Below are 24,760 nucleotides of genomic sequence, written 5' to 3'. Positions count from 1 at the left end.
CGGGCCGAACATGCCGACGATGGGGGGGGCGGCGAAGTGAGCTCCGTCGATGCCGCCGAGGAAGCAGACGACCGAGGCGCCGCCGATACCGCCGACCAGCGTGCCGATGGTGGCACCCATGGAGACGGTGCTGGTCAGACGGGACCAGGCGGCCTGCTCACGGTCGTACTCGGTCTTCCACGGCGCCTTGTCCTCGAACGGCAGGGCGACGGGCTGGTAGGTCGCGTGCGCCAGGTCGAACTGAGGCGAGAGCGTCGCGGTGCGCTCGGAGATCTCCGCGACGATGGGAAATGCGAAATCGTCGACGCGGAAGGTCAACGGCGCGCCCGCGACGACGGTGCCGTCGGCGGCCTTGATCTTCAGCACTTGGTCCTCGACCACCAGCGAGCCGGAATCGATGGTGATGATGCTGGAGGTCTCGGTGGCGTGGGCGGTGAAGCCGACGCCCGCGGCGACGGCTTCGGTGGACGTGGCCTCCGTGGACGTGGCCTCCGTGGACGCGGCGTCAGCGGGCGCGGCGTCAGCGGGCGCGTCTACCGCGGGCGTGGCCTCCGTGGACGCGGCGTCGGCGGGCGCGGCGGGCGCGGCGGAACTCGTGCCCGCGCAGATGCCTACGGCGGCGGTCGTGAACGCGGCGGCCAGGGCGAGTTTCGTGATGTGCATTAGATTCCTCGGATTCGGAAGGCATGGCGAAGCGACGGCCATACCTATGACGTTCGGTAGGTCGTGGATGTAACGGGCCTTCGCCCGTCGATATGTGGGGTTAAGCGGCGGCGCGCACGCGCCCGGCGACGCCGATCAGCACGTCGATCGCGAGGAAGACGAGCAGGCTCGACCCGACCAGCGGGACGAACCAACACACCACCAGCGCGACAGCCACCAGCGGGAGTAGCAGCCACAGCGAGGATTTGCGCAGGGCGCCGCGGCGCGGAGCCCGGCCGAGGGCGAACCGGCGCGCATCCCGGGTCGGCCGCCTGCGCCACCACATCAGGTAGCCGCGCACGATCACGGTGATCAGGCCGATCATCGCCGCGAGCAGCAACAACTGATTGAGCAGCCCGAACATCAGCCCCATGTGGAACTGGATGCCCCAGTTGGTGAGCTTGGCCATCAGCGGCCACTCGGCGTAGGACAGCCGATCGGTGACCGAGCCGGTCGCACCGTTGACGGCGACCGAGTCGACGGTGTAGGTGCCGGGCATCCGGCGTTCCTTCACCGCGAATGCCTTGCCCGGCTCGGCCGGGACGGCGATCTCGACCGCCTGCGTGATGCCTTCGGCACGGGCGGTCGCGTACACCGGATCCAGCTGGGCGATCCAATCGGCCGAATCGGCGGGCGCATGTGTCGTGTGGCCGCCGCCGTGGTGGTCGGAGCCCGAATCATGCTCGGACGCAACGTCTCCCGGCAGGGCGGTGCTGACCGCCGGTGTGGTCCAGCTGAGCTGCTCGCGCAGTTCGGTGATGTTCTCGCCCGCGTAGGTCGACCAGGTCATGCCGGTGGCCGAAAGCAGCAGCGCGAGGGGAAGCACCCACATCCCGACCGCGCCGTGCCAGTTCAGGGTGCGGCCCCGCGCGCGCTGCGACCGATCGGCCGCCCACAGCCATCCCCAGCCGTTGCGGGCCCGGCGGCCGCGCACCCGGCGCACCCAGATGACCAGACCGGCCAGTGCGACGACCCACAGCCAGGACGCGGCGAGCTCGCTGTAGAGCCTGCCGGGCTCGCCCAAGTGCAGGTCACGGTGCAACCGATCGATCCAGGTGCGCATCGGCAGCGCTCCCGAGCTGCCGTACACGACGGCGTCGCCCACCGGCTGCGCGGTGTACGGGTTCACGAATACCGCCCGCCGCTCGGATTCGCCCAGCGACGGGTCGTTGAACAGCACGCGGGTGGTGTCTTCGGCGCCGCCCGCCGGGGCGACGGCGACCAGTGGCAGGTCCGGCCGGACGGCGACGGCCGCGCCGACCTGCTCCGACAGCGGCTTCGGCGTTCCGGTCTGCGTGACCGTCAGCAGGTCACGTGACGCGATCGACTCCAAGGTCGGCGAGATCGCGTAGAGCGCGCCGGTGACGGCCGCGATCAGGATGAACGGCCCGACGAACACGCCTGCGTAGAAGTGCAGCCGCATGGTCAACGCGTACAAACTGTTTCGCGCGGTGGTCCGGCGTAGGCCGGAGGAGTCCGACGGCTCCGATAAGTCGGCGTCGGACAGTGTTTCTGTTGTACTCACGGTCGTTTCATTTCTGACGGCGGAACCCGGTCGGGGCGCGAATCGCTTCCGGTCGGGCACAGGCCGCCGCGGCGACAGCGCGTTCTCATGACGCGCGTCGCAGCACCAGGTAGTGCGACGACCGTCGACAACGAACGCGCTCATTCGTGCGAGCGCGGCCGTACCGCCGCGTGCGGAAGGGTGATTCGCGACCCGGACGACGCAGGACGCGGGCACGCTCAGGCGTGGGCACGAGCGTGCGAGGCGCCCCGGTGACGCACGGGAAGTGCGTGACGGTGAGCGACACTCACGCCAGGGCACTACGTGCACCGGGTGGGGGAAGAATTCAGAGAACGACCGCGAGGGGCGGAGCCCGCGTGCGCAGCGCCTCGGCGGCGAACACGCGAAGGACGACCCGGTCGCGATGGGCGGTGCGCAGCGGAGCGCGGTCCGCGACGACGGGCGGGGTGTGGCGCAGCGGGAGCACACGGCGCACCACAGCGGTCCCGATCCGGTACGCGGCCTCCGCGCCGCGGATCACGACGGCCGCCGCGAACGCCGCGCACAGGTGCGCGGCCAGCATGGCCGGAGTCAGCTGGGCGTCACCGTGATGCAGGTGGCCCGAGCTGATCCCCATCGTGCAATGTCCGAGGAGTTGTCCGGCGACCAGTGCCGCGACCAGCCCGGCCGAGGTGTCGCGCAGCGGGGCCAGACCGGCCACCAGTGCGCCGATCACGGCGGACGCGGCGGCGAGCAGCGCCAGCGCGGTGGTGTCCGGCAGCATGCCGCCGGAAGCCCAGCCGTGCGCCGCGACGGAAATCGCTCCCGAGATCGCACCGGCCGAACCACCGCGCACTCGCGCGACGGCGCCGCGACGTCCCGCGGCAGACCGGTACTCGTAACTCACTCGCTGATGATAGCGGACCGATTGCACACGTTCGACCGCATCGGCCTGCGCCGACAGCGGCTCGACGTGCGGTTTCCGGGTGGAGATACGCCGGTTCTCCGGGTAGACGGAGCACCTGCCCGGAAGACCTCGGACGCGCGCCGATCAGCCCGCGTCGACCTCCATCTCGATCAGCGGCTTGCGCAGCAGCTTGCCGGTGGCGTTGCGGGGCAGCTCGTCGAGGAAGATCACCTCGCGCGGGACCTTGTAGCGGGCGAGGTTCGCCTTGACGTAGTCCTTGATCTCCTGCGGGTCGCGCTTGGAGTCGGGACCGGGAACGACGAAGGCGCGCAGCCGCTTGCCGAACTCACGGTCGTCCACGCCGACGACAGCGGCTTCGAAGATGTCGTCGCGGCCTGCGATGAGGTTCTCCACCTCGAGCGGGAAGACGTTCTCGCCGCCGGAGACGATCATGTCGTCGTCGCGGCCGTCGATGTAGAGCAGGCCGTCGGAGTCGAAATGCCCCACGTCGCCGCTGGACATCATGCCGTCGACGACCTCCTTGGTGCGGCCGTCGGTGTAGCCGGTGAAGGCGAAGCCGTTGTCCACGAAGATGGTTCCGGTGACGTTCGGTTCGGTGATCGGCTTGCGGTTCTCATCCAGCAGCACGATCCTGATGCCGACCGGAGCCTTGCCCGCGGTGGTCGGCGCCTTCCGCAGATCCTCGGGGGTCGCCACCGTCATGACGGCGCACTCGGTGGAGCCGTAGAGGTTGTAGAGGCTGTCGTTGAAGTGGTCCAGCGTGCGGGTCACCACATCCGGCGCGATGGCCGAGCCCGCCGCGAAGATCACCTTGACGCTGCTGACGTCGTACTTCGCCAGCACGTCCGCATCCAGGTCGAGGATGCGTTGCAGCATGGTCGGGACCACGACCAGCGAATCCGCGCGGTATTTCTCGATATTCGCGAGCGTCCGCACGGGATCGAAGCGACGCTGCTGGAAGACGACCCGGTTGCCCAGCGCGAGACCGAGGGTGAACTGGGACAGGCCGGTGCCGTGGAAGATCGGCGCCGCCATGATCATGGTGCCGTTGTCGGGCAGCGGTACCCGGTCGACGAACTGGGCCGAGGCGAAGGGGCTGACCCGGTCGCGCGGGGCGCCCTTCGGGGTGCCGGTGGTGCCGCTGGTCAGGATGACCATGCCGCCCGGCTTGGCCGGCGCGGGCAGCGCGGCGCCGGACTGCCCGGTGATCAGCGAGTCGATGGTCGGAATCCCCGGATCGGCGCCGTCCTTCTCGTCCACCCAGGTGAGGATGCGCGGGATCGCGGCCGGGATGGCGCTCATCAGGTCGATGAACTCGCTGTCGTGCAGCACCGCCTTGACGTTCTCCCGTTCGGCCACGTCGGCGAACTGCGGCTTGGCGAACCCGGTGTTCATCAGCACTCCGCGCACGCCGAGCTTGCCGGTGGCCAGCAGGCTCAGCACCATGCCGCGATGGTCACGGGCCAGGATCGCCACCACGTCACCGGGATTGATGCCCTTGTCCTGCAATCCACGGGCCAGCGCGTTGGACTGCTCGTTGAGCTGGCCGAAGGTCAGCTCCCCGCCTTCGTCGACGATGGCCACGGCATGCGGCCTGGTCTGCGCCGCGTGCATGACGACGCCGGCGAACGGGCCGAACTTCAAGATGTTGAACGCCGAACGCGCCGCGTGGTCGGGGCGCAGCGGATTGAACAGCCGCCGCTTGACCATCACGTTCACGCCAAGGGCCAGATCGCCCGCCTTGCGGGCGGTGCCGCCCAGCGCGGGGAGGGAAAGAGACATCGACGACAACCTTCCGGCGGCTTCACCCGGTGATCCTCCGGGTGGTACGGACCGCAATTTCGGTACCCAGTGCTGGCGCTAACAGTAGCAAGCTCGTGTAACCGGCTGTGTCATGTATCTCAGCGGGTGCTACCCGCAGGTAGCGGGCCGGGCGGGGGAGCCCCGGCCCGCTGCGGATCAGGCCTGGACTTCGTACTCCACCAGCACGCGGCGCAGCAGCTTGCCGGTCGCGTTACGCGGCAGGTCGTCGAGGAAGACCACCTCGCGCGGCACCTTGTACCGCGCCAGGGTGTTCTTCACGTACGCCTTGATCTCCTCGCCGTCGGGGGAGTGGCCCGGCTCGGGGACGACGAAGGCGCGCAGGCGCTTTCCGAACTCCGCGTCGTCCACGCCGACCACCGCCACGTCGAAGACGTCGGGCCGTTCCAGCAGCAGGTTCTCCACCTCCTGCGGGAAGACGTTCTCGCCGCCGGAGACGATCATGTCGTCGTCGCGGCCGTCCACCATGAGCAGGCCGTTGACGTCGAAGTGTCCGACGTCGCCGCTGGACATGTAGCCGTCGATGATCTGCTTGTGCCTGCCGTCGGTGTAGCCCTCGAACGGCGCGCCACTGCGGATGAAGATCCGACCTGTGGTGTCGATGGCGGTGACGCGCTGGTCGTTCTCGTCGTAGAGCCGCACTTCACAGGTGATCGGCGCGCGCCCGACGGTGCCGGGGGCGAGGGCGAGATCCTCCGGATTCGCCACGGTCGCGACGGCACACTCGGTGGAGCCGTAGAGGTTGTAGAGCACCGGGCCGAACGCCTCGGTGGCCTTGATCGTCAGTTCCGGTGACAGCGCCGAACCGGCCAGCACGATCGCCTTCAGCGAGGAAGTGTCGTACTTCGCCCGAATCGCCGGATCGAGCTCGACCATCCGGTGCAGCATCGTGGGCACCGCCACCAGCATGTCGGCCTTGTGCTCGGCGACCAGGGCGAGCGTCGCCTCGGCGTCGAAGCGGCGGCGCACCACCACCTTGTTGGACAGGGCCGCGCCGACCAGCCAGGTGGCCAGGCCGGTGCTGTGGAAGATCGGCGAGACGATCACCTGGGTGCCGCGCTGCGGGAACGGGATCCGGTCGACCATCTGGGCCGTGGACAGGGGCGTGACCTTGGTGCGCGGAGCGCCCTTCGGCAGGCCGGTGGTGCCGCTGGTGAGGATGATGAAGCCACCGGGCTTGCTCGGCGCGGGCAGTGGATCGGCGGAGTTCGCCGCGACCAGGTCGTCGAGCGTCTGCGCGCCCTCCGGCAGCGCGGTGCCCTCGTCGACCCAGGTCAGGTAGCGCGGCATGTCGGCGGGCAGCGCGTCGAGCAGGCCGAGGAACTCGCTGTCGTGCAGCACCGCCTTGACCTTCTCGCGCTGGCACACTTCGGCGAACTGCGGCTTGGCGAACCCGGTGTTCATCAGTGCCACCCGCACGCCGAGCTTGCCCGCGGCGGTCATCGCGATGATCAGGCCGCGGTGGTCGCGCGCGAGCAGGCCGATCACCATGCCCTCGGTGATGCCCGCCGCCTGCAAGCCGCGTGCGACGGCCGTCGACCGGTCATCCAGTTCGCGGTAGGTCAGGGTGCCCGCCTCGTCCACGATGCCCGGCGCGTCCGGCGCCACCCGCGCGGAGTGCCGGATCAATGTCGCCTGGGGGCCGAAGATGCGCGACTCCTTCATCGTCCGCAGCGTCTCCAGCGGCTTCCGGGGATCGGAAACCCCTCGGGAGCGCAGCACACCCAGCGCCTTCACGGCCTCCAGCGTGTGGGCCAAGTTCATGTCGAATTACCTCCACAAAACCCTCGCGTCGGTCTTCGACCTAGCGAACCGGTACGGCGTGTCGATTAGCCACCGTAGCAGTGCGGAGTGTGGCAGGTCACAATTAAATCGGACAAATCAGTCTCGGTTCGGTCGCGTCCGCCGCAGGTGGGAGCGGTGCGCGGCCAGATTCCGAGATTCGGCTCTTAGCTACCGGTCGGTAGCGCTACCCTCGCATCGTCTCGAGACCGCTCGAAGGGAGACGCCGCCGATGTCCGATCCGAAGGACCGCGCACCGTTCATCGACCTTCCCGAGGATCTGCCCGGCATCCGGAGTCTGTTCGCCTTCAAACCCGAAACCGGCGCGGCGCTCAGTCAGTTCGCACAGACGTTGTTGCGCGGGTCGTCCCCGCTGACACCGGGGGAGCGCGAAACGATCGCCGCGTACGTGTCCTCGCGCAACGAAACCTATTTCTGCGCACAGTCGCACGCGGCGACGGCGGCGGTGCTGGTGGACGGCGGTCGCGAGGTGATCGACGCCGTCATCGAGGACGTGGAATCCGCCGCGATCGATCCGAAACTCCGTGCCCTGCTGCGCATCGCGGACAAGGTGCGGCAGTCGGGGCTCGCGGTGACCGCCGAGGATGTCGAGCACGCGCGCGCGGCGGGGGCGAAGGACGAGGACATCCACGACGCGGTGCTGGTCGCGGCCGCGTTCTGCATGTTCAACCGCTACGTCGACGGCCTGGCCACGATCGCGCCCCGCGAGCGGGCGGCATACGAGCAGATGGGCGCACTGCTCGCCGGTGCCGGATACGTCGCCGCCGGATCAGCGCCGGGCACTGGCGAGGGCGACCAGTAACGGAACCACCCTGGCGGCCGGGACCTCGAACCGGCCGCGGCCTGCGGTGTGCAGCCAGCCCACCGCGGCCAGCTGCCGCAGGTGGTGATAGATCTGGCCGGAATCGCCGACACCGTCCACCCCGGCCAGTTCGGCCGCGGTTCTGCGCCCGCCCATGATCTCCCGCAGTAGCCGCAGCCGGACCGGGCTACCCAGTGCGGCAAGGCATTCCGCCGTTTCGGCCCAGTCGTCCTCGATGAGGTCGCCGGTGGTGAACCTGGCCTGCCATGCGCGCTGCTGGTCGTTGGGCAGGCGGACCGACCCGGCGAAGACGACGCCACCGTTGGGCTCGTCGGCCGCCGCGAACTCCTCCTGCAGGCGAGCCACCGCCCACTCCTCGGTGCCCGACGGCAGGCTCTCCGGCCGTGGTTTCTCTTCCAGCGCGCTGAGCCGCCGTTCCAGCTCGGCGACTCGGTCTTCCAGACTCACGAATCCAGAAGTTACGGAAGTACGTACTCTCCGACAAACCGAGGGCTCCGGTCCCGTGGCAGCCGGAGCCGGAGCCCGCGATGTCAGTTGTAGACGGCGCCGAACGACGGAACCGAGATGGTGGCCAGGCGGTAGGCGTATCCGTCCGCAGCGGTTTTCGCCCCGCGTAAGATCCCCCCGTTACAGGGCCGCGCCCCGGATTCGACCGCTCACCGCCGACAGCGGGGCGCAAGCATTCGGCGGTCGATCGTGGGCTCGCGCGGCGGCTCCCGCCGTGGTGCGCTACGGCGCATCCTCGATACACCGTTCCGTATGGTCTGGTCGAGGGTAGTGTGGGTTTCGAGGCGACCGCCGAATCCGCGGCGGCGGTGACCGTATCTGTACGGTGTGCCACCCAATCGGGCGTCATCGATCGCGAGTGAGCGGAGAATTCAGAAAATGTATCGCACCAACGGGTCACCTTTGTTCAGCCATCCGAGTGAGCCCACCGAGGCCGGCGCGCCGCCGGTCGGAGTGGTTCGCGTGCCCGTGTTCAGTGACGTTGTCGGCGCGACACCCTCGGTAGCGACCGACGAAGCGGGACCGGTCGACTCCGGCGGCGATTAGTGCATCCGGCCGGCCGGGCATGGGACTTCGGTTACGCCGCCGGTTGGCGGCTGGTGCGCGCCCTGCCGGAATCGCTGGCCGTCCGCCTCTTCGACGCGGGAGCCGAACGCGCGGCTCGCGACGGTGGTCCGAACCAGTTGCGCCGGAACCTTTCTCGCGTCCTGGGCGCCGCACCGGACGAGGTTCCACAGACGCTGATCCGGGCGAGTCTGCGCTCCTACGCCCGGTACTGGCGTGAAGCCTTCCGGTTGCCGTCGATGGACCCGGTGCGGCTGGCCGACACCATCGAATCCTCGGCGACCGGGCTCGAACACATTCACGAGGCGGTCGAACGCGGCACCGGTGCGGTGCTCGCCCTGCCGCACAGCGGTAATTGGGACCTCGCCGGAGTCTGGCTGGTGCAGCGCGTCGGCTCACCGACCGTGGTCGCGGAGCGGCTCGCGCCGGAATCGTTGTTCCGGCGCTTCGTTCGTTTTCGTGAGCAATTGGGATTCGAGATCATCCCGCTTACCGGGACCACGACGCCGCCGTTCCCGCAATTGCTCGCCCGGATCCGGCAGGGACGAATAGTCGGATTGCTCGGTGAACGTGATCTGTCCGGTACGGGCGTACCGGTCACCTTCTTCGGTGAGCCGGCCCGGCTGCCGGCCGGACCGGCTCGGCTGGCGATCGACACCGGCGCGCCACTGCTTCCCGTGCACTGCTGGTTCACCTCTGACGGCTGGGGAGTCCACGTGGATCCGCCGCTCGACATCAGCCGCGGAGTGCGCGAGACCACCCAGGCGCTGGCCGACCGATTCGCTGCCGGTATCGCCGCCCACCCCGCCGATTGGCACATGCTCCAGCCGCTCTGGACCGCCGACCTCACCGCGGCCCAGCTTGCTCGCCGCGCGGCGAATCCGCCGCTGCACCACTCGGAGGGCTAGTGCGCCCACCGGCGCATCCTCAGGAATGGATGCGCTACCGGCGATGACGTTCGCGCGTCTGTGTCGGGCCCGTCCTCATGCCGAAGATTTCCTCAGTCGCCGGGCAGCCCCCACGCGAATCCAGCGGCGATCACGAAACAACTGACAATCGAAATAAGGACAATGCTCCACATGTGCGCGAAGGATACGGAACATTCGGTCCGGAGGCCATAGTCGCGTGATCGCCGAATGAGTTCGCTAGACACGTCATTCGATTCGATCGGCGGTCTGAAAACGAAAAATCCGGTGCGAGTCCGAGAAACTCGCACCGGATTTCGTCACCCGATCGTCTGAGCAGGCATCACTTCAGCTCGGCGCTGGTCTTGCCGAGCACGCGGCGGGCCACGATCAACTGCTGGATCTGCTGGGTGCCTTCGAAGATGTCCAGAATCTTGCGGCAGGTTTGCGGTGCCCTGGCGGAATCCCCGGAAAATGTGCTTTGAACTGCGCGAATGGTTCTCCGCAGTTCTCGTCCTTTCCGCCTACTCCCGGACCTCTCGCGGCCTGTGGACGGCCTGGCTTCACGGGGCCCCCGTGGGTTAGAAGGGGGGAGAATGGGTGTCGTCAGGACACTCGATGGCCTTGGCCGGTACCAACACCCGCTTCCACTCCCCGAGACGGTAGCCCCGAGCTTCGAGCCAAATGGCGGCAGCCCGCCGGCCACTGGCAAAGCCCTCCACTCCGATACTCAGGTCTCCAGGCTTGGGCTTAGCTTCCGACGGGAACCCAGACCAGTGCAGGACCCAGGTACCAATCTCGCGGCGGCCATCGTCATGGGCGTCGGACACTTCTCGCGATTTCAGGATCGTCAGAACCGCGCAACCAGTTTTGTAGGTGGTCAGCTCGTAGGGGAGGTCGAGAGGAGGAAGGCGTCGGTACTCCCATCGTCGCTTCGCCTCCTCGTAGCGGGCTTGGTCGATGTAGACATACCGAACCATGCCTTCCAGGAGAGCCTTCGAGTCGGCGGCTTCCTCTCGGTCCGGCTCGAAGTCAAGATCGTGAGCACCCTCGTTTCCGATGTTGCGCAGATGAGTCGCCCACTCTGCAAGACGGCCGTCGATAGTGCCCGCTTCCTTCAGCGCGATGAGGCGCTTCTCAAGGGTCCCCTTAGTTACGCCTTGATCGCGGCACAGAGCCTCAAGACCGCGGCGCGCGGCAACCGTGGCCATCGCATAAGCGCCGCCCCTCATACATCCATCGACTTCCGCCAGTGCGCGGCGAACGATCGCTGGCAGAACGTCCAGCCGGTCGAGGTCTCCTCCCCAATCCATGGGTGAAGCATAGTCAGCATCGGACCGTTAGCCAGGCGCTTTGACGGGCACTACCAGCGGTTGGCCCTGCTGGGTGGTGGGTTGCACCCTAAGGCGGGCTGGCTGCGCCTGCCCCTTATCGGCCTGCCTTTCGCGCGTAGAGGCTCCGGGGTCAAGAGTGGCGACAGCCATCACGCAGTGACGCCGTAGGCGCTCTTGACGCTGGAGGGGCGCGTGAACACAATGCAGGCCACCACACAGCAGGGCCACGCGACCGAAGGGCGCGGATGAATTCGCCTCGGCTTCTGCGGCTTTGAAGCTATCGCCCGGACAGGCCCCACGTCTTCTCAAGCTGGTCGACGGTCGCCAAGAGTTCTCGGATCTCGGGTGGCCGTGCGTGGTCCCGGTCTGGGTTGATCGGGATTCCTATGATGCGATTACCGTATCCGGGCTCGATCTTGCTGATCAGCTCGGCGCTGAGATGCGGGCGAAGGGATTCGTACCAGGACAGGCCATTGGCCTCTTGGCCGCTCACCAGCTCCGCGATTCCGTTGCGCCATTTGTCGACTAGGTCACGTTGATGTTGACGGTCGTCCTTGCGCTTCTGAATCGCCCAGTTCGTCCAAGGTGCGCCGATTGATCCGATCACGCCACCGACCAAGGCGAATGCGCCAGCAACGAGCGCGACGACGATGGTTTCTGCCACGCGGGCATGGTATTCCGAGCCACCGAGGAAGGGGGCCGAAGCCCCCTCCGGGATCAGTACGGGTAGCGGGCCATGGTCTCGATGTTGCGGCGAATCTGAGCCTCGCACTGGTGGCAGCGCCACCGGATTTCCTGCTGTTCGCCGTGGGTGGGGTACTCGTAGAGGAACGGGACCGCGGCGGGGTTGTCGCATCCGCGAAGCTGGCAGGTGGTGGGCTCGGTGACGTTCATCTTCGGTTCCTCTCCGGTTGGGGTGGTCTGGCTGAGGGCGTCTCGATCACGGCTCCGGCGGGTGTCAAGAGTGGCGCCAGCCATCACGTAGTGACGCCGTAGGCGCTCTTGATGCCCGCTGGTGGCGTGATAGCCCTCGGATCAGTCAGACCGCCACGGCCGGAGAGGAACAGCGCGATCGGCGGGGCCCGCTGGGCTGACTGCGGTGACCTGCTTGTGAACGTGTCCGGAGCTCCACGGGACCACAGCCGGTTGACCGGGCAGAGTGCCGGGCGGATTCGTCGAGGACTGCGGGAGGTCAGTCGGGTACGGCTGTCGGCGTGCCCAGCACTGCGAGGACGTTGAGAAAGCGGCCAGATAGGAACAGGGTGCGTTCTGCCACGTCGCCAAACGCGGGGCAACGCACCGACGCGCCCGCCTGCCGCAGCTTGCGGAGGCCGGCGGTTGCGCGTCGCGGCGCGGTGCGCCGCGTAGGCGGCGCGCCAGCGCCGCCCTTGAGTCTGTATGGCGAAATTCGGCAACAACTCGCACAACGCGGGTGCGCTCACAAGCGGAACGCCGATCACCTCCAACGTGGACGGGATCGTCGTCCGTAGTGGGTGATGCCCTGGGCTGATGGGGGAAGTGCCGGAACCTGTTGCGGTTCAAGCGTTCCTGTCGTTGCGATCACGTAAGGTGGACGCACCTCCAGCCGAGGGGCGGTGGACTCGGTCCACACACCGCGCCCAGGAAGGAGGTGGTGGGGATGGCGAAACATCGCCGGAGAAAGCAAGAGACCCCGGTCGATTACGGCACCATCTTGGTGGTTGCTGCCGTGATCGCCGGGGCGCTCATGCTGGTCCGCCGAGTGTGGACTAGGTAACCCATCAGGTGGGGCCGTCGTGCGATGGCGGTCCCACCGCTCGGCATCACTCACGTGACGGTTCTAACTGTACATATAGCGTGGTGTTGAAGCTACACAGTAGTGTGCACGCTACGACTCAGGCTGCTGGGCGCGATCACGTTGTAGCCAGGCGGTGCATCGCTCGACGTACGGAGTGAGTTCCAAGGCTGCGAACTCGTCCGGTAGCCAATCCATTCGGTCCACCGCCTTCGTCCATGCATAAACCATTGCTCGCGTCCCACTGGCGAGTATGACCGGCACTAGGTCGTAGTCATTATCTTCAAATCTATCGAGTAGCATCCACTCGTCGGGTGTAATTCCTTTCAGAACTCGTCCTAGAGCTGACTTTCCAGGATCGGGAACGAGCCCCGGATAAACACGGTCAGGAAGCCGGGCAACTCGCCACCCTTCCAGCTTGTCAGGGGCGGATTCGGGTAGGCGTCCAATGAGTGCGGCTAGTACGGGCTCGAGTTGAAGAGTTCCGTAAGCGAATAGGGGTAACGTCTCTTTTGAGTTCACCCCCGCGGAGCCGAGGATGTCGAATCGAGTCTCGTGGACTCTCCGCGTCTCAGTCGACATTCAAACTCTCCTTCGTGCGCTGCCGCTCTAAATGTTCGACATCCCACCGTACGGTTACTGATTGTCCTGGACGGAGATAGTCGCGGGTAAGAGTGACGATGACGTCGTCTCCGTCATTGTCCCAGATAAGATCTTCGGATATGGACTGCTCAGAGCCATTGACTTGTTCTTCAGTGGCCGAGTAGTCAAGAAGCCGCCCGACTTCATTGTGCCGCAGAGTAATCGTCACGTGCCGGGTATAGCGGGGTAGGCCCTGCCGCCAATAGTGATCACTTACGAATTGACCGCCCTTGCATTCGTACTGAATTGTCCCAGTTTCTCCAGGACGAATAGGAGGCGATATTTGGCATGCAAATTTGGATAATCCGGGCGTATCGTGTATTCGCTGAATGATCACCTTCCGTGTTCCATCACTGGAAGGGGAGATATGTATTCCATTTGGCGTGTGCTCAAACCATACTTCACGCGCTATACGTGTTATCGGCTGTTCGCTCATATTGAACAATTCGTGCCTGTAGCAAACGGTTGATAGGCCGTCGCGCTGAATATCTATGCTCACATGCATTTCAAGCTCTACGACTTGCCCGGCGAGACTGGCAAGTCGGGCAGTTTCTTGAGCGTCTATCCGGAGCACTCGTGCAAGCGCGACCAACTTCTTTGCGATGGTGTGCATTGCATCGGGAATGTCGTTGTCACTACGGATTGCGCCATCAAGGCCGGTCGCCATGCGGGCGATGGAAGCTGGCTGAGTACTCCAAGCAGCTCTGTGCGCGTCGGGCGCGCTGAATGCCTCCTCGACCGCGCGAACAAGTTGCGCAACGCCGGCGTACTCTGACCCGTTCGCTCGCGGCGTATCGGCAACGACCTCGAAGAGCGCTTCTGCTGTCCATCCTGGGAACATGGCTTCGAGTACGCGGCAGTGATCAGGATAGGGCAGGCCCTTGAGTTCACCACCTAGCCATCGATGTAGCTGCCCACGGCTCGGAGCGGTGCCTTGCAACTCCTGGTCAACAGCGCATGCCACACGGTCATATTCGCGACAGAAAGTTGCGTACTTCTGCCAATGACGCTCTCGCAGAAGGTGTTTCAGTCGGATAGTTGCCAAGTTGTCCCCCTCCCCGTCCCCTCGGTACAAACAGGACGTGACATAGACGGTACAGCCACCGTGACGGGCGTGACAGTCAAGAGATAGACGCGACATGCGAGGCGTAGTGACGCAACATCCTTCAGGCGTCTCATGGATGCATGCAACGCACAGCTCAAATCACATGCGCGGCATCAGCCTTCGGACGGGGATCTACCTTCGATCCGATCGAGGCGTGCCGCGAGGTTGTCCGTGATCTTGCGCAGCTCATGAACTTCGGCGCGCAGATCATCCAGACCGTTCGACGGCTCGGTGGGCAACTCGCCAGCCACGAACACTCCAACTGCGGGGGTAGCGACGACCCAGCCCTCATCCTGAAGAACTCGGAGCGCCTTTTGGGCGGTGCCGAGTGAGACCCCAAATTCCTCAGCGAGGCGACGGTTGCCGGGCAAGCGCTCGCTAGGACGGCGCGTACCGGCCCGAATCTCGTCCTTAATCCGTTCTACGACTTGCTGGTAAGCGGCAAGACCAGCACGTACGGGCTCCATCGGCCCAGTCTACGCAACTGACATGCACCGATCTAAGTCAACCACTTCCATGCTGACTCATACTGGTGCATACTGATATGTGTCAGCTCAACCAATAGGAGAAACCATGGCAATCAGCAAGGGTTACAAGTTCGATATCGAGTCGCGGGTGGCGTTCCCGAAGCGCCTGATCTTGATGGCTCCCATTGGCCCGGCGATCAAGTACAACCCGGACCGCAACGCGCTGCCGGAGCAGAAGTTCGACTTCGATCCGAAGACGGGGGAGGGCACGGGCCTGCCGTTGTGGACGGCGACGGTTACCGACCCGCACGAGGCCAGCGAGGGCAAGGGCAAGCGCGCGTCGTTCGAGATCACCTTCATTTCGCAGCATCAGCCGGTGCCGGCGGGTGAGCAGATCGTCGACGACATGTGGTTCATCGAGTTGGAGGGCTTGACCGCGGAGCCGAAGGTGATGGGTCAGGGCGAGTTCAAGTACCTGGGCTATGTCTACCGGGCGACCGGGATCAAGGGTGACAACAACACCCCGAAGCCCACCGCGGCCGGCAACGGCAATGCCGCGAAGGCGGGTGCGTGATGAGCACCAACGTGTGGATGCAGATCAGCTCGTCGGCCCACGGTGATGACGAGCGGGTGCAGGCCCAGTACGTCGGCAGCATCGGCATGGTCGTCGTCTCGACCGGTTCGGGGCATCTGTACATGACGCCGGACATCGCGGCCGATCTGCACGACCGGTTGGCGAAGGCGCTGAACGACTACACCGCCACGTCGGGTACCGGCTCGAAGGCTGTGGCGTGATGTTCGGGGATGACCGCTCGGTGCGGATGCGGTTGGCGCTGGTGGCGGCGGTGTTGATCATCGTCGGCGTCGGCGTCGCCGCGTTCGTCCTCAGCTACGAAACACTCCGCGATCTCGCGGAACTCGCGGGCATCGACCGCGATGATTCGTGGCTGTTCCCGGTGATCGTGGACGGCACCATCATTCAGGCGACGGTGTCGGTGATGGTGCTGTCCAACCGGCCCGATGAGCGCCGCTGGTTCTCCTGGGTGCTCGGGGTGGGTGCGGTGGTGTCGGTGGCGGGCAACAGCCTGCACGCGTTCACCGATGGGCAACAGCTTCCGAACTGGGTGGCGGCGGTGATCGCGGCTATCGCCCCGATCGCTCTGTTGGTGGACACGCATGGCGGGGTGATGCTGTTCCGCGCTGCTCAGCGCAAAGGCGTCGAGAAGCCCGCGGCCGAGACCGTCTCCGATGTCGAGCCCGACCCGGTGCCGGAGACCGACACGCCGGTTGTCGCTGCGGTGGAATCCGTGCCCGATCTCGATCCCGAACCGGTTCAGCTTCCGTTGCCTGCCGTTGCGGCTGTCCCGGCGGTGGTGCGGACGGCTCCGGTTCGGCCTATCCGTCCTGTTCCTGTTCGTCCGCGTCCGGTTCAGCAACCGATGCTGCCGCTCGCTATCCCTGTGGGGGGTTGAGATGACTGTTTCTGTTCCTGCTGTAGCGATGGGTGTTTCGTCGCTGGTGACCCTGTTGGCCGGTGTTGGAGTGCTGGGCACCTCCTCTCCGGCCACCCCGACCCCGACTGTCCCGGCCGCTGCGTCCTCCTCGGCGGTAGCCACCACCACCACCGAGACGCCCGCCCCGGCTGCACCCCGGTGCGTGATGTTCTGCGAGGACGCCGGTCTCGGCCGGCCGAAGGTCGACAAGGCTCCGTCCCCGTCCCCGGCTCCGAATGGCTGCCGCCTGTTCTGTGAGTTGGAGCGCGGCCCGCAGGGTTGGGGGTTCTGAGATGAGTATCGCGAGTTCGGTGATGCTGGCCGGTGGTATGTGCACTGGGGCGTCGGCGTTGTGGTGGCTGCGGTCACTGGCGGCGCGCGGCGCTGGTGTGCAACCGGCTGGTGATGCTGGTGATGTCGTTGCGGGGGCTCCGGTGGAGCTGCGCACGGCGGTGTTCGTGGTGACCGACTCGGCGCAACTGTCGTTGATGTGGCCGGCGTTGGGGCTCGGCTCCTGGGATACCGGGTTCCCGAACGTCCTGTCCGCGTCCTACACCCCGTTCGGGATGTCGGTGGACGTGCAGATGCTCGGCGGGCAGAAGCTCAAGGACTGGACCAACGAGGACACCCTCGACGCGCTGGCGCAGTACTTCGGTGTCCCGCAAGTGACTGCGACGGGGGCCGGGCCCGGCTTCGTCCGCCTGGACCTGCGCGTCTACGACACCCTGGCTGATGCCGTTGCTGCGCCCATGGTGGCGTTTGGGGACGGCGTGGACCTGGAAGCGGTCCCGACCGGGGTGTTCGAAGACGGCGAAGTCTGGCCGGTGCCGGTGCAGGGCCGTCACGTGCTGATCGCCGGCGGCATGGGGTCGGGTAAGTCCACGGTGCTGCACGCCCTGGTCAAGGGCATGGGTCCGGCGATCCGCTCCGGGCGGGTGGACCTGCGGCTGATCGACCCGAAAGGCCGGATGGAACTCGGGCATCTGGAGCCATTGTGCACCCAGTTCGCGCACACCGAACCGGAGTTCATGATCGCCCAGTTGGAGGCCACGGTCGCGGACATGAAAGCCGCCGCGGACTGCTACGGCCAAGACGGGGTGCGCAAACCGGTCCCGACACCGGATAACCCGCTGGTGGTGACGATCATCGATGAGGCGGCGGTGTTGTCGGCGTTCACCACTTCGGAGCTGCGCAACCGGTTCGAACATGCCCACGGGCAACTGCTGTCGCAGGGTCGGGCTCCGTTGTTCTCGGTGATCGAAACCGTGATCGATCCGTCGAAAGACACTGTGCCGCAACGACAGTTGTTGCCGTATCGGATCGGGATGCGGATGGACGAACCGACACAGGTCGCCATGATCCACGGCCAAGGTGCCCGGGAGCGGGGTTCGCGCTGCGACGAGATTCCGCATTCGACTCCGGGTGTCTGCTATGTGCAGGAGGACGGCAAACCCGGTTTCCGGCGTGCTCGCGCTTTCCATATCACCAACGCGGATATCGATTGGATCGTCAAGCAGTACACACCGTTGCCGCGGCCGGTCAACCTCGCGGACTTCAGCGGGTTCGATGACGGGCCGGTGGCGGCATGAAACGCGGATTCACCGCCGTGGGGCCGGTCGTGGCTCACTGCTGCGAGTGCGAGGAACCCTTTGGTGTGCAGGGGGTCGCGGATGAGTTCGACTCGATCGATGGGGCGATGGACTTCTTCGTGGACGGCGCGGAGGGCTGGGAGCTGTACGGCGACAGGCTGATGTGTCCTGACTGCCTGCCGTTGTCGCCCTGCTACAACCCGGGCCACGACTGGCACACATCGATCGGCCGGATCACCAGCGGCGAGACGTTGCTGACTCGTCAGTGCGTGCGCTGCGGGCTGTATGTCGCGGAGGTCGTGGCATGAAACGGGGATTCGTGACCGAGACACACGTGGTCGTGTACTGCGACGGCTGCGGCGACATCTACTCCGAAGGCGAGAACGAGTCGATTTGCTTCGACTCCATCAATCAGGCCGTGGCCTACCTCAATGCCCGCAGCGGCGGCGTGGGCTGGCTGTATGACGGCGACCAGGTGCGCTGCGATGGCTGCCTCGCTACCGCCCGCTGCGCCGAAGCCGGCCACGTCTTCCCCGAGTCCTGGCAGACCACCCTGTGGTCGCTGGGCAAAGCCACTCGTTCCCGCACCTGCGAAGTGTGCGGCGTCCCGGAAATCGAGGCCCTGCCATGAGCAACAACCTCCGCTCTCTCCATGCCCATGACGAGATCGATGCGGTGATCGATACCCGTGCCCTGCGGCGCTGCCAACTCGACCGCCGCGGCGTCGACCCGATCGGTATCGCGGTGCATCTGCTGGTGGAGACCGGGGAGGCTCCGGGTTGGGATGCCGACCTGGACGACGGCTACGAATGGGACGAAGCCGCATGAACACCGTGACCGGACGTCGTCCGCGGCTGTTGGACCTGTTCTCCTGCGCCGGTGGTGCCGGGATGGGCTACCACCGTGCCGGATTCGACGTGGTGGGTGTGGACATCGAGCCGCAACCGGATTACCCGTTCGATGGCTTTCAGGCTGATGCGTTGGATTTCGCCCGCCGGCATGGGCATGAGTTCGACGCGATCCACGCCTCTCCGCCGTGCCAGTCCTCGACCGCGCTCACGAAAGGCACCAACGCCAAACGGAACGCGGCTCTGGGTCGCCGGCATCCGCAGTTGATCCCGGAAACTCGCGCGGTGCTGGAGGCCATCGGCCGGCCGTTCGTGATCGAGAACGTGCAAGGGGCACCGATCCGGCGGGACCTGCGGCTGTGCGGGGAAATGTTCGGCCTGCGGGTACTGCGGCACCGGGTGTTCGAACTCGGGGGCTGGAGCGTCGCTCAACCGGTTCACCTCAAGCACCGTGGGCGGGTGTCGGGCTGCCGACATGGTGAGTGGTTCACCGGTCCGTATGTCGCGGTGTACGGCGAGGGCGGCGGCAAAGGCAGTGTCCCGGAGTGGCAGGACGCCATGGGCATCGACTGGACGGCCAACCGGCGCAGCCTCGCCGAAGCGATCCCACCCGCCTACACCCAATGGATCGGTGCCGCCTTGCTCGCCCACCTCGCCGGCGGACAAGAGGTAGCGGCATGAGCAGCAGAACGAAACCGGCTGTGTCTCAAGTGAATCCGATTGTGCAGGCCGCGGCCGATCAGGTTACCGCTCGCAAGCGCCGCGCACGCAAAGACCTGCACGCGCCCTGCCACGGCCAAATGACCTTGTTCGACTCCACCACCAAGGACGACCGATGACCACCAAAACCGTTCACATCCGCAAAGACACCCGCTTGGACGCGTCCGACCGGTTCGCGCTGGCACTGCTCAACCTGCTGTGGGCAACGGCGATCGGCGTGTGGTGGCTGGTCCTGTTCCCGATGATCTCCGTCCCCCTCGCCCTCGTGGTCACAGCCTGGGTGCTGGTGGGGTGGCCGGTGGGTCTCGCGGCTGCCGGGGTGTCCGTCGCGGGGCTCCTGCTGTGGCAGCGTGCTCGCCCGGAGACGTTCGAGCGCTGGGTCACCCGCCGTGCTCGCACCCGGTTCCTGACCTGGCACCGCTACCGCGGGCGGTGGGCCACGCTGATGAAAGCCTGCCACCTGAGCATCGACCGCGGCGACCGCACGTTCATCCCGCGCCTGCTCGGGGTGGAGATCGGCCCGGCCACCGATCGCGTGCGAGTGCGGATGCTGGAAGGCCACTGCCCCGCCGACTTCGAAAACCGCGTCACGCATCTGGCGCACGCGTTCGGGGCGTTGGACTGCCGCGCCACCATCACCGGTCCCGGCACGGTAGAACTGGCCTTCCGCCACTCCGATGCTTTGGCTCAAGCGATCACCTTGCCGCGGGTGGATCACTGGACCCGACCGAAGGCGGCGTAATGGAACCCATCACCACTGATCCTGGTTCGGTGGTCCCGATCCGGCAGACCGCGGCCGAGCGCCGTAGCCTGCCGGATTTCCGGGATGTCGCCCACGCCGTAGCCGATGAACAGCACATCTGCCGTCGCCCGATCCCGATGCGCGCCGAAGACCCGAGAACGCTGCGGGTGGACTACGTCGGCGCACCCTGCAAGTCCACCATCGAATCGGTGTGCCCGGCGTGCGCGACCAAGGCCCGGTATCTGCGGATGACCCAGTGCCATGAGGGCTGGCACATGGACGCCGAACCGGTCAACGACACCCGCGCCCCCAGTCAGCAGCAGAAGGACCTGGTGGCGGCGCGCTCGGACCTGTTCGCCCAATATCAGGACGCCTGCGACGCCGATGACCGTGAAGCGATGGACGGTATCCGGGAGGTCGTCGCGTCGCTGGATGTGGAACTGCGGGAGTCCGGGTTCCGTGGCCGGCTGCCGGACCTGGACGCCACACACAAGGAGCGGCGCAAGCGTTCCACCCGGCGGCGTCAGGACGTGCCGAACCTGCCGCGCAAGCGGGTGGCCAAGACCACCATCGGGCGCGAGTACGCGGGCAAGTACCGGCCCTCCACGTTCGTGACCCTCACCCTGGACTCCTACGGGCTGGTCCACAAAGACGGCGCGGTCAACTCCAAGGGCGAGGTGTGCGGGGACGGCTCACCACGTGATCCGGACTCCTACGACTACACCCGCGCGGCGCGCGACATCGTGCACTTCGCGGCCCTGGTGGATCGGTGGATACAGAACCTGCGTCGCGCGGTCGGCTGGGACGTGCAGTACTTCGCGACCGTGGAACCTCAGCGTCGGGGTGCCCCGCACCTGCATCTGGCGATCCGGGGTTCGATCCCGCACGCGGTGTTCCGGGCGGTGACCGAAGGGACCTATCACCAGGTGTGGTGGCCTCACTTTGACGCCGAGAACGAGGTGTACTCCGGCGAGACGATGCCGGTGTGGGATCACGCGGCCGGCACGTTCGTTGACCCTGGCACCGGGCAGCCGTTGACCGGGTGGGATGACGCGCTGGATGTCCTGGACTCGATCGATGATCTGGAGCCTGCGCACGTGGTCCGGTTCGGTGTCCAGGTCGATTCCAAGGGCATCCTCGGCGGGACTGAGGAGGCGGATCAGAAGGTCCGCTACCTGACGAAGTACCTGACGAAGTCGGTCGGGGAAATCATCGAACCGCCCAACACCCGCACCGCGGTCCACTACGACCGGCTCCACGCCGAACTGCAACGGACTCCGTGCTCGCCGCGCTGCGCGGTGTGGTTGCGCTACGGCATCGTCCCCAAGGGGGCCACGGCCAAGACTCAGCCGGGCCGCTGCAAGGGCAAGGCACATCGTCGGGACACGTTGGGGTTGCCGGGGCGGCGGGTGCTGGTGTCGCGTCGCTGGTCGAACAAGACCCTTCCCGACCACAAGCACGACCGCGCCGAGTTCGTTCGGCAAACCCTTGCCGCGGTCGGGATCGTCAAACCGGATCGCTCGCATCTGATCATCACCCCGGTGGAACCGGGCGACAAGAACGTCCCGCCCCGCGATCACCTGATCATGGCGGCGGTGTCCCAGCGCCTCACCTGGCGCGCCGAGTACGACAGAGCACGACTCGCAGCCAACCCGCCGGGGACAGACCCAAATTCGACAACGCGGCAAGCAGCGTAGGGGAGGAGACTGGTATGGATCTGCCGGAGGATCGGTTGTGGACAGTGGAGGAGGCCGCGTACTTCCTCAACATCCCGGTGAAGACGCTCTATCAATGGAAGTGGCTCGGTGAGGGGCCACCGGTCCGCAAGATCGGTCGGCACCTGCGCTACAACCCGGCGAAGCTGCGGGCGTGGGCGGACCTGGATGAGGCCGCCTGATGGGGCACGTTGATGATCGCTGGTGGCGACCGAAGCGCGACGAAGACGGCAAGGTCATCGTCAACGGCCGCGGTAAGCCGGTGATGGAGAAGACCGAACTGTTCGGCCGTGGCCTGCGGTATCGGGTCCGCTACATCGACCCGGACGGCGTGGAGCGGTCGAAGTCGTTCCCGGACCGGGAGAAGAAACGCGCCGACGACTTCCTTATCGAGGTCGAGTCCGACAAGCGTGAGGGCAAGTACATCGACCCTCGCGCATCCCGGAAGACCTTTCGGCAACAGGCGGAAAGCTGGTATCGGGCGCAGTCGTCGGACCCAGCGACGCGTGAAGCGCTGCGGAGTCGGCTCGAATCTCGAATCTATCCGGTGTTCGGCAATCTGCCGGTGGGGCGAATTCTCCCGTCGACGGTGCGCGATTGGGTGAGTGAGCTGGAGGAGCGGAAGTACTCCGACAACTACATGGCTGTGCTGTTCGACATCGTTGCGGGTGTGCTGGACACAGCTGTGGACGACAAGCTCATTCGACAGAACCCGTGCAATGCCAAGACGGTGCGTCGGCCTGTGCGGCGTAGTCCGAAGGTCGTTGTGTGGGCGGATGACCGCGTGACCGCGGTGCGGCGTGGGCTGGGCAGCGTGGGGGAGCGGTACTCGATCGTGATCCCGGTCGGTGCGGGTCTGGGGCTGCGACAGGGTGAATTACTCGGGCTCTCGCCCGACGACATCGACCGAGAAGCCATGACGGTGCACATTCAGCGTCAGGTGAAGTACGTCAAGGGCACGCTGATGTTCGCGCTCCCGAAGCGGGAGAAGACCCGCTATATCCCGCTGTCGCGTGCAGTGCTCGACGCAATCGACCAGCACATGAAGGTGTTCCCACCGCAGCCGGTCACGCTTCCGTGGGGCTCGGCCGATGGTGATCCAGTCACGGCCCGGCTGCTGATCGTCAACGAGCAATGCGGCGCGATGAGCGGAGATCTGTTCACCAAGATCGTGTGGAAACCGGCGTTCGGCAAAGCGGGATTGGACTACCAGAACCGGGCCGACGGGATGCACTCCGGGCTTCGGCACCTGTATGCCTCCAAGCTGCTCTCGCGGGGCGTGTCGGTGAAAGAGCTGGCCGACTATCTCGGGCACGAGGACCCTGGCTTCACTCTCCGCGTCTACACGCACCTACTGCCGTCCAGCCATGAGCGTGCTCGTCAGGCCGTGGATGAGGCGGCCCGAATTTGGGAGCTTCCCGGCGATGACGGCCTACAGGCGGCCTGAGCGAGTGGTGAACCGATGAGCCGAATGTCGGACACGAGAAAACCGGTGCGAGTTGATGAGTGGACTCGCACCGGTTTTGCGTTGTCTACCAGGTTATTTCAGCTCGGCGCTGGTCTTACCGAGGACGCGGCGGGCGACGATCAGCTGCTGGATCTGCTGGGTTCCTTCGAAGATGTCCAGAATCTTCGAGTCGCGGCCCCACTTCTCCAGCAAGGTGCGCTGGGAGTAGCCGATGGCCCCGGCCAGTTCGACGGCCTTCAAGGTGACGTCGGTGCCGGTGCGGCCCGCCTTCGCCTTGGACATGGACGCCTCGAGCGAGTTGGGCTTCTTGTTGTCGGCCATCCACGCGGCGCGCAGGGCGAGCAGGTAGGCGGCCTCGTAATCGGCCTCCATCCGCAGGAATTCGGCGGCAGCGGCGTGCTGGTTGTTGGCCGGGGCGTCGTAGGAGATGTCCACGCCCGCGGCGGTCAGGATCGAGCGCAGCTCTTCGAGCGCGGCGCGAGCGACGCCGATCGCCATCGCGGCGACCAGCGGACGGGTGTTGTCGAAGGTCTGCATGACCCCGGCAAAACCCTTCTCCACGTTGACTTCCGGGCTGCCGAGGATGTTGTCCTTCGGAATCCGGCAGTCCTGCAACAGCAGCACGGCGGTGTCGGAGGCCTTGATGCCGAGCTTGTGCTCGAGCCGCGCCACCGAGAGGCCGGGGGCGTCGCGCGGCACGACGAACGACTTGATCGCCGCGCGCCCGAGGCTCTTGTCCACCGTCGCCCACACCACGATGTGGGTCGAGCGCTGGCCCGCGGTGACGAAGATCTTCTCGCCGTTGAGTACCCACTCGTCGCCGTCGAGCACGGCGGTGGTGGACACGGCGGCGGAGTCGGAGCCGAACGACGGCTCGGTGATCGCCATCGAGGCCCACACCTTGCCGAAGCGCTTCAACTGCTCGTCGGTGGCGACGGCGGCGATGGCCGCGTTACCCAGACCCTGGTAGGGGATCGACAGCATGAGGCCGACATCGCCCCACGAGGTCTCCAGCGCGTTCAACAGCGCGGACATGTTGCCGCCGTTGGTGTTTCCGAGCAGCTCGGTGGCGTGGCGGTCGGCGTCGCTGTCGTCGGAGCGGCCACCGGCGGCGCCACCGATCTTCTGGGTGCCGGAGTCGGCCAGACCCTCGACCATGGCGGCCATGGTGTCCAGCTCGACCGGGTAGTCGTGCTCGGCGAGGTCGTACTTGCGCGAAATCGGGCGGAAGATCTCCTGCGCGACCTGGTGCGCCTGGTTCGCGCTGGCCCGCAGCTTCTTGGGAAGTTCGAGATTGATCATGGGT

Annotated in this window: 28 protein-coding genes; 15 read left to right on the top strand and 13 right to left on the bottom strand. The window is 66.2% G+C overall.

All coding sequences use genetic code 11. The features are described 5' to 3' along the window. From ACFU5M_RS21685 to ACFU5M_RS21665, 5 genes are all read right to left on the bottom strand, one after another. Positions 1-657 (bottom strand): hypothetical protein (locus ACFU5M_RS21685; RefSeq protein ID WP_379051972.1); only part of this gene is annotated, 657 nt, incomplete at its 3' end. 106 nt (positions 658-763) lie between these two features. Next, positions 764-2,125, bottom strand: coding sequence for a PepSY-associated TM helix domain-containing protein (locus ACFU5M_RS21680; protein ID WP_379051969.1), 1,362 nt, complete (start codon positions 2,123-2,125; stop codon positions 764-766). Between the two features lie 427 nt (positions 2,126-2,552). Beyond that, positions 2,553-3,113 carry a hypothetical protein gene (locus ACFU5M_RS21675; RefSeq protein ID WP_379051964.1) on the bottom strand — a complete coding sequence of 187 codons (561 nt, stop codon included), beginning with the start codon at positions 3,111-3,113 and terminating at the stop codon, positions 2,553-2,555. Between the two features lie 144 nt (positions 3,114-3,257). Next, on the bottom strand, positions 3,258-4,916 hold the full coding sequence (locus ACFU5M_RS21670; RefSeq protein WP_379051962.1) for an acyl-CoA synthetase: 1,659 nt from the start codon (positions 4,914-4,916) through the stop codon (positions 3,258-3,260). 177 nt (positions 4,917-5,093) lie between these two features. Continuing rightward, positions 5,094-6,719: an acyl-CoA synthetase gene (locus tag ACFU5M_RS21665; RefSeq protein ID WP_379051959.1), complete on the bottom strand. Its 1,626-nt coding sequence runs from the start codon at positions 6,717-6,719 to the stop codon at positions 5,094-5,096. Between the two features lie 250 nt (positions 6,720-6,969). Between ACFU5M_RS21665 and ACFU5M_RS21660 the strand changes: the two genes are divergently transcribed. Beyond that, positions 6,970-7,560, top strand: coding sequence for a carboxymuconolactone decarboxylase family protein (locus tag ACFU5M_RS21660; RefSeq protein ID WP_379051956.1), 591 nt, complete (start codon positions 6,970-6,972; stop codon positions 7,558-7,560). Here ACFU5M_RS21660 and ACFU5M_RS21655 read toward each other — a convergent pair. Then, positions 7,528-8,028 (bottom strand): ArsR/SmtB family transcription factor, encoded by a 501-nt coding sequence (locus ACFU5M_RS21655; protein WP_379051954.1) that lies wholly within the window; start codon positions 8,026-8,028, stop codon positions 7,528-7,530. The genes ACFU5M_RS21660 and ACFU5M_RS21655 overlap by 33 nt on opposite strands. A 605-nt stretch (positions 8,029-8,633) precedes the next feature. Between ACFU5M_RS21655 and ACFU5M_RS21650 the strand changes: the two genes are divergently transcribed. Further along, positions 8,634-9,560 carry a phosphatidylinositol mannoside acyltransferase gene (locus ACFU5M_RS21650; RefSeq protein WP_379051951.1) on the top strand — a complete coding sequence of 309 codons (927 nt, stop codon included), beginning with the start codon at positions 8,634-8,636 and terminating at the stop codon, positions 9,558-9,560. Positions 9,561-10,138: 578 nt separating this feature from the next. Here ACFU5M_RS21650 and ACFU5M_RS21645 read toward each other — a convergent pair. From ACFU5M_RS21645 to ACFU5M_RS21620, 6 genes are all read right to left on the bottom strand, one after another. After that, positions 10,139-10,870: a DUF4145 domain-containing protein gene (locus tag ACFU5M_RS21645; protein WP_379051949.1), complete on the bottom strand. Its 732-nt coding sequence runs from the start codon at positions 10,868-10,870 to the stop codon at positions 10,139-10,141. 298 nt (positions 10,871-11,168) lie between these two features. Next, positions 11,169-11,555, bottom strand: coding sequence for a hypothetical protein (locus ACFU5M_RS21640; RefSeq protein ID WP_379051946.1), 387 nt, complete (start codon positions 11,553-11,555; stop codon positions 11,169-11,171). Positions 11,556-11,608: 53 nt separating this feature from the next. Then, the gene (locus ACFU5M_RS21635) at positions 11,609-11,785 is read right to left on the bottom strand and encodes a hypothetical protein (RefSeq protein WP_379051944.1); all 177 of its coding nucleotides are present in this window, start codon (positions 11,783-11,785) and stop codon (positions 11,609-11,611) included. A gap of 973 nt (positions 11,786-12,758) precedes the next feature. Next, complete coding sequence (locus tag ACFU5M_RS21630; protein WP_379051942.1) at positions 12,759-13,247, bottom strand: gamma-glutamylcyclotransferase family protein; 489 nt, start codon at positions 13,245-13,247, stop codon at positions 12,759-12,761. Next, on the bottom strand, positions 13,237-14,271 hold the full coding sequence (locus ACFU5M_RS21625; protein WP_379051940.1) for a hypothetical protein: 1,035 nt from the start codon (positions 14,269-14,271) through the stop codon (positions 13,237-13,239). The genes ACFU5M_RS21630 and ACFU5M_RS21625 overlap by 11 nt, the downstream gene beginning before the upstream one ends. A gap of 254 nt (positions 14,272-14,525) precedes the next feature. Continuing rightward, positions 14,526-14,879, bottom strand: a complete 354-nt coding sequence (locus tag ACFU5M_RS21620; protein WP_379051938.1) for a GntR family transcriptional regulator — start codon at positions 14,877-14,879, stop codon at positions 14,526-14,528. A 106-nt stretch (positions 14,880-14,985) separates the two neighbouring features. On the opposite strand from ACFU5M_RS21620, the gene ACFU5M_RS21615 reads away from it, so the two are divergent. From ACFU5M_RS21615 to ACFU5M_RS21555, 13 genes are all read left to right on the top strand, one after another. Continuing rightward, positions 14,986-15,453 (top strand): hypothetical protein, encoded by a 468-nt coding sequence (locus ACFU5M_RS21615; protein ID WP_379051936.1) that lies wholly within the window; start codon positions 14,986-14,988, stop codon positions 15,451-15,453. Beyond that, on the top strand, positions 15,453-15,674 hold the full coding sequence (locus ACFU5M_RS21610) for a hypothetical protein (protein WP_379051935.1): 222 nt from the start codon (positions 15,453-15,455) through the stop codon (positions 15,672-15,674). The genes ACFU5M_RS21615 and ACFU5M_RS21610 overlap by 1 nt, the downstream gene beginning before the upstream one ends. After that, a complete protein-coding gene (locus ACFU5M_RS21605) occupies positions 15,674-16,351 on the top strand; it encodes a DUF2637 domain-containing protein (RefSeq protein WP_379051966.1) in 678 nt (225 codons plus the stop codon). The genes ACFU5M_RS21610 and ACFU5M_RS21605 overlap by 1 nt, the downstream gene beginning before the upstream one ends. A gap of 314 nt (positions 16,352-16,665) precedes the next feature. Continuing rightward, on the top strand, positions 16,666-17,961 hold the full coding sequence (locus ACFU5M_RS21600; protein WP_379051932.1) for an FtsK/SpoIIIE domain-containing protein: 1,296 nt from the start codon (positions 16,666-16,668) through the stop codon (positions 17,959-17,961). Between the two features lie 65 nt (positions 17,962-18,026). Beyond that, positions 18,027-18,269 carry a hypothetical protein gene (locus tag ACFU5M_RS21595; RefSeq protein ID WP_379051929.1) on the top strand — a complete coding sequence of 81 codons (243 nt, stop codon included), beginning with the start codon at positions 18,027-18,029 and terminating at the stop codon, positions 18,267-18,269. Continuing rightward, a complete protein-coding gene (locus ACFU5M_RS21590) occupies positions 18,266-18,592 on the top strand; it encodes a hypothetical protein (protein ID WP_379051927.1) in 327 nt (108 codons plus the stop codon). The genes ACFU5M_RS21595 and ACFU5M_RS21590 overlap by 4 nt, the downstream gene beginning before the upstream one ends. Beyond that, the gene (locus ACFU5M_RS21585) at positions 18,589-18,789 is read left to right on the top strand and encodes a hypothetical protein (protein WP_379051925.1); all 201 of its coding nucleotides are present in this window, start codon (positions 18,589-18,591) and stop codon (positions 18,787-18,789) included. The genes ACFU5M_RS21590 and ACFU5M_RS21585 overlap by 4 nt, the downstream gene beginning before the upstream one ends. Before the next feature lie 98 nt (positions 18,790-18,887). After that, complete coding sequence (locus ACFU5M_RS21580; protein WP_379051922.1) at positions 18,888-19,490, top strand: DNA methylase; 603 nt, start codon at positions 18,888-18,890, stop codon at positions 19,488-19,490. Continuing rightward, the gene (locus ACFU5M_RS21575) at positions 19,487-19,648 is read left to right on the top strand and encodes a hypothetical protein (RefSeq protein WP_379051920.1); all 162 of its coding nucleotides are present in this window, start codon (positions 19,487-19,489) and stop codon (positions 19,646-19,648) included. The genes ACFU5M_RS21580 and ACFU5M_RS21575 overlap by 4 nt, the downstream gene beginning before the upstream one ends. Beyond that, on the top strand, positions 19,645-20,271 hold the full coding sequence (locus tag ACFU5M_RS21570; RefSeq protein ID WP_379051919.1) for a hypothetical protein: 627 nt from the start codon (positions 19,645-19,647) through the stop codon (positions 20,269-20,271). Before ACFU5M_RS21575 ends, ACFU5M_RS21570 begins: the two co-directional genes overlap by 4 nt. Continuing rightward, a complete protein-coding gene (locus ACFU5M_RS21565) occupies positions 20,271-21,968 on the top strand; it encodes a replication initiator (RefSeq protein ID WP_379051916.1) in 1,698 nt (565 codons plus the stop codon). Before ACFU5M_RS21570 ends, ACFU5M_RS21565 begins: the two co-directional genes overlap by 1 nt. A 14-nt stretch (positions 21,969-21,982) precedes the next feature. Further along, positions 21,983-22,168, top strand: coding sequence for a helix-turn-helix transcriptional regulator (locus tag ACFU5M_RS21560; RefSeq protein WP_379051914.1), 186 nt, complete (start codon positions 21,983-21,985; stop codon positions 22,166-22,168). After that, the gene (locus tag ACFU5M_RS21555; protein WP_379051912.1) at positions 22,168-23,433 is read left to right on the top strand and encodes a tyrosine-type recombinase/integrase; all 1,266 of its coding nucleotides are present in this window, start codon (positions 22,168-22,170) and stop codon (positions 23,431-23,433) included. Before ACFU5M_RS21560 ends, ACFU5M_RS21555 begins: the two co-directional genes overlap by 1 nt. Before the next feature lie 93 nt (positions 23,434-23,526). On the opposite strand, the gene ACFU5M_RS21550 is transcribed toward ACFU5M_RS21555, so the two are convergent. Continuing rightward, on the bottom strand, positions 23,527-24,756 hold the full coding sequence (locus ACFU5M_RS21550; RefSeq protein ID WP_379051910.1) for an acyl-CoA dehydrogenase family protein: 1,230 nt from the start codon (positions 24,754-24,756) through the stop codon (positions 23,527-23,529). Positions 24,757-24,760: the final 4 nt, after the last annotated feature.

The sequence above is a fragment of the Nocardia sp. NPDC057455 genome (assembly GCF_042802775.1).
In the GTDB taxonomy this organism is placed as follows: Bacteria; Actinomycetota; Actinomycetes; order Mycobacteriales; family Mycobacteriaceae; genus Nocardia.
Note: the sequence above shows the minus strand (reverse complement) of the source record. Positions and strands in the feature narration are given on the sequence as shown.

Coding starts and splice junctions, on each gene's coding strand:
- ACFU5M_RS21680 (WP_379051969.1), bottom strand. CDS start 2,125: ATGCGGCTGCACTTCTACGCAGGCGTGTTCGTCGGGCCGTTCATCCTG.
- ACFU5M_RS21670 (WP_379051962.1), bottom strand. CDS start 4,916: ATGTCTCTTTCCCTCCCCGCGCTGGGCGGCACCGCCCGCAAGGCGGGC.
- ACFU5M_RS21665 (WP_379051959.1), bottom strand. CDS start 6,719: ATGAACTTGGCCCACACGCTGGAGGCCGTGAAGGCGCTGGGTGTGCTG.
- ACFU5M_RS21660 (WP_379051956.1), top strand. CDS start 6,970: ATGTCCGATCCGAAGGACCGCGCACCGTTCATCGACCTTCCCGAGGAT.
- ACFU5M_RS21645 (WP_379051949.1), bottom strand. CDS start 10,870: ATGGATTGGGGAGGAGACCTCGACCGGCTGGACGTTCTGCCAGCGATC.
- ACFU5M_RS21635 (WP_379051944.1), bottom strand. CDS start 11,785: ATGAACGTCACCGAGCCCACCACCTGCCAGCTTCGCGGATGCGACAAC.
- ACFU5M_RS21630 (WP_379051942.1), bottom strand. CDS start 13,247: ATGTCGACTGAGACGCGGAGAGTCCACGAGACTCGATTCGACATCCTC.
- ACFU5M_RS21620 (WP_379051938.1), bottom strand. CDS start 14,879: ATGGAGCCCGTACGTGCTGGTCTTGCCGCTTACCAGCAAGTCGTAGAA.
- ACFU5M_RS21615 (WP_379051936.1), top strand. CDS start 14,986: ATGGCAATCAGCAAGGGTTACAAGTTCGATATCGAGTCGCGGGTGGCG.
- ACFU5M_RS21610 (WP_379051935.1), top strand. CDS start 15,453: ATGAGCACCAACGTGTGGATGCAGATCAGCTCGTCGGCCCACGGTGAT.
- ACFU5M_RS21605 (WP_379051966.1), top strand. CDS start 15,674: ATGTTCGGGGATGACCGCTCGGTGCGGATGCGGTTGGCGCTGGTGGCG.
- ACFU5M_RS21600 (WP_379051932.1), top strand. CDS start 16,666: ATGAGTATCGCGAGTTCGGTGATGCTGGCCGGTGGTATGTGCACTGGG.
- ACFU5M_RS21590 (WP_379051927.1), top strand. CDS start 18,266: ATGAAACGGGGATTCGTGACCGAGACACACGTGGTCGTGTACTGCGAC.
- ACFU5M_RS21585 (WP_379051925.1), top strand. CDS start 18,589: ATGAGCAACAACCTCCGCTCTCTCCATGCCCATGACGAGATCGATGCG.
- ACFU5M_RS21575 (WP_379051920.1), top strand. CDS start 19,487: ATGAGCAGCAGAACGAAACCGGCTGTGTCTCAAGTGAATCCGATTGTG.
- ACFU5M_RS21570 (WP_379051919.1), top strand. CDS start 19,645: ATGACCACCAAAACCGTTCACATCCGCAAAGACACCCGCTTGGACGCG.
- ACFU5M_RS21565 (WP_379051916.1), top strand. CDS start 20,271: ATGGAACCCATCACCACTGATCCTGGTTCGGTGGTCCCGATCCGGCAG.
- ACFU5M_RS21560 (WP_379051914.1), top strand. CDS start 21,983: ATGGATCTGCCGGAGGATCGGTTGTGGACAGTGGAGGAGGCCGCGTAC.
- ACFU5M_RS21555 (WP_379051912.1), top strand. CDS start 22,168: ATGGGGCACGTTGATGATCGCTGGTGGCGACCGAAGCGCGACGAAGAC.
- ACFU5M_RS21550 (WP_379051910.1), bottom strand. CDS start 24,756: ATGATCAATCTCGAACTTCCCAAGAAGCTGCGGGCCAGCGCGAACCAG.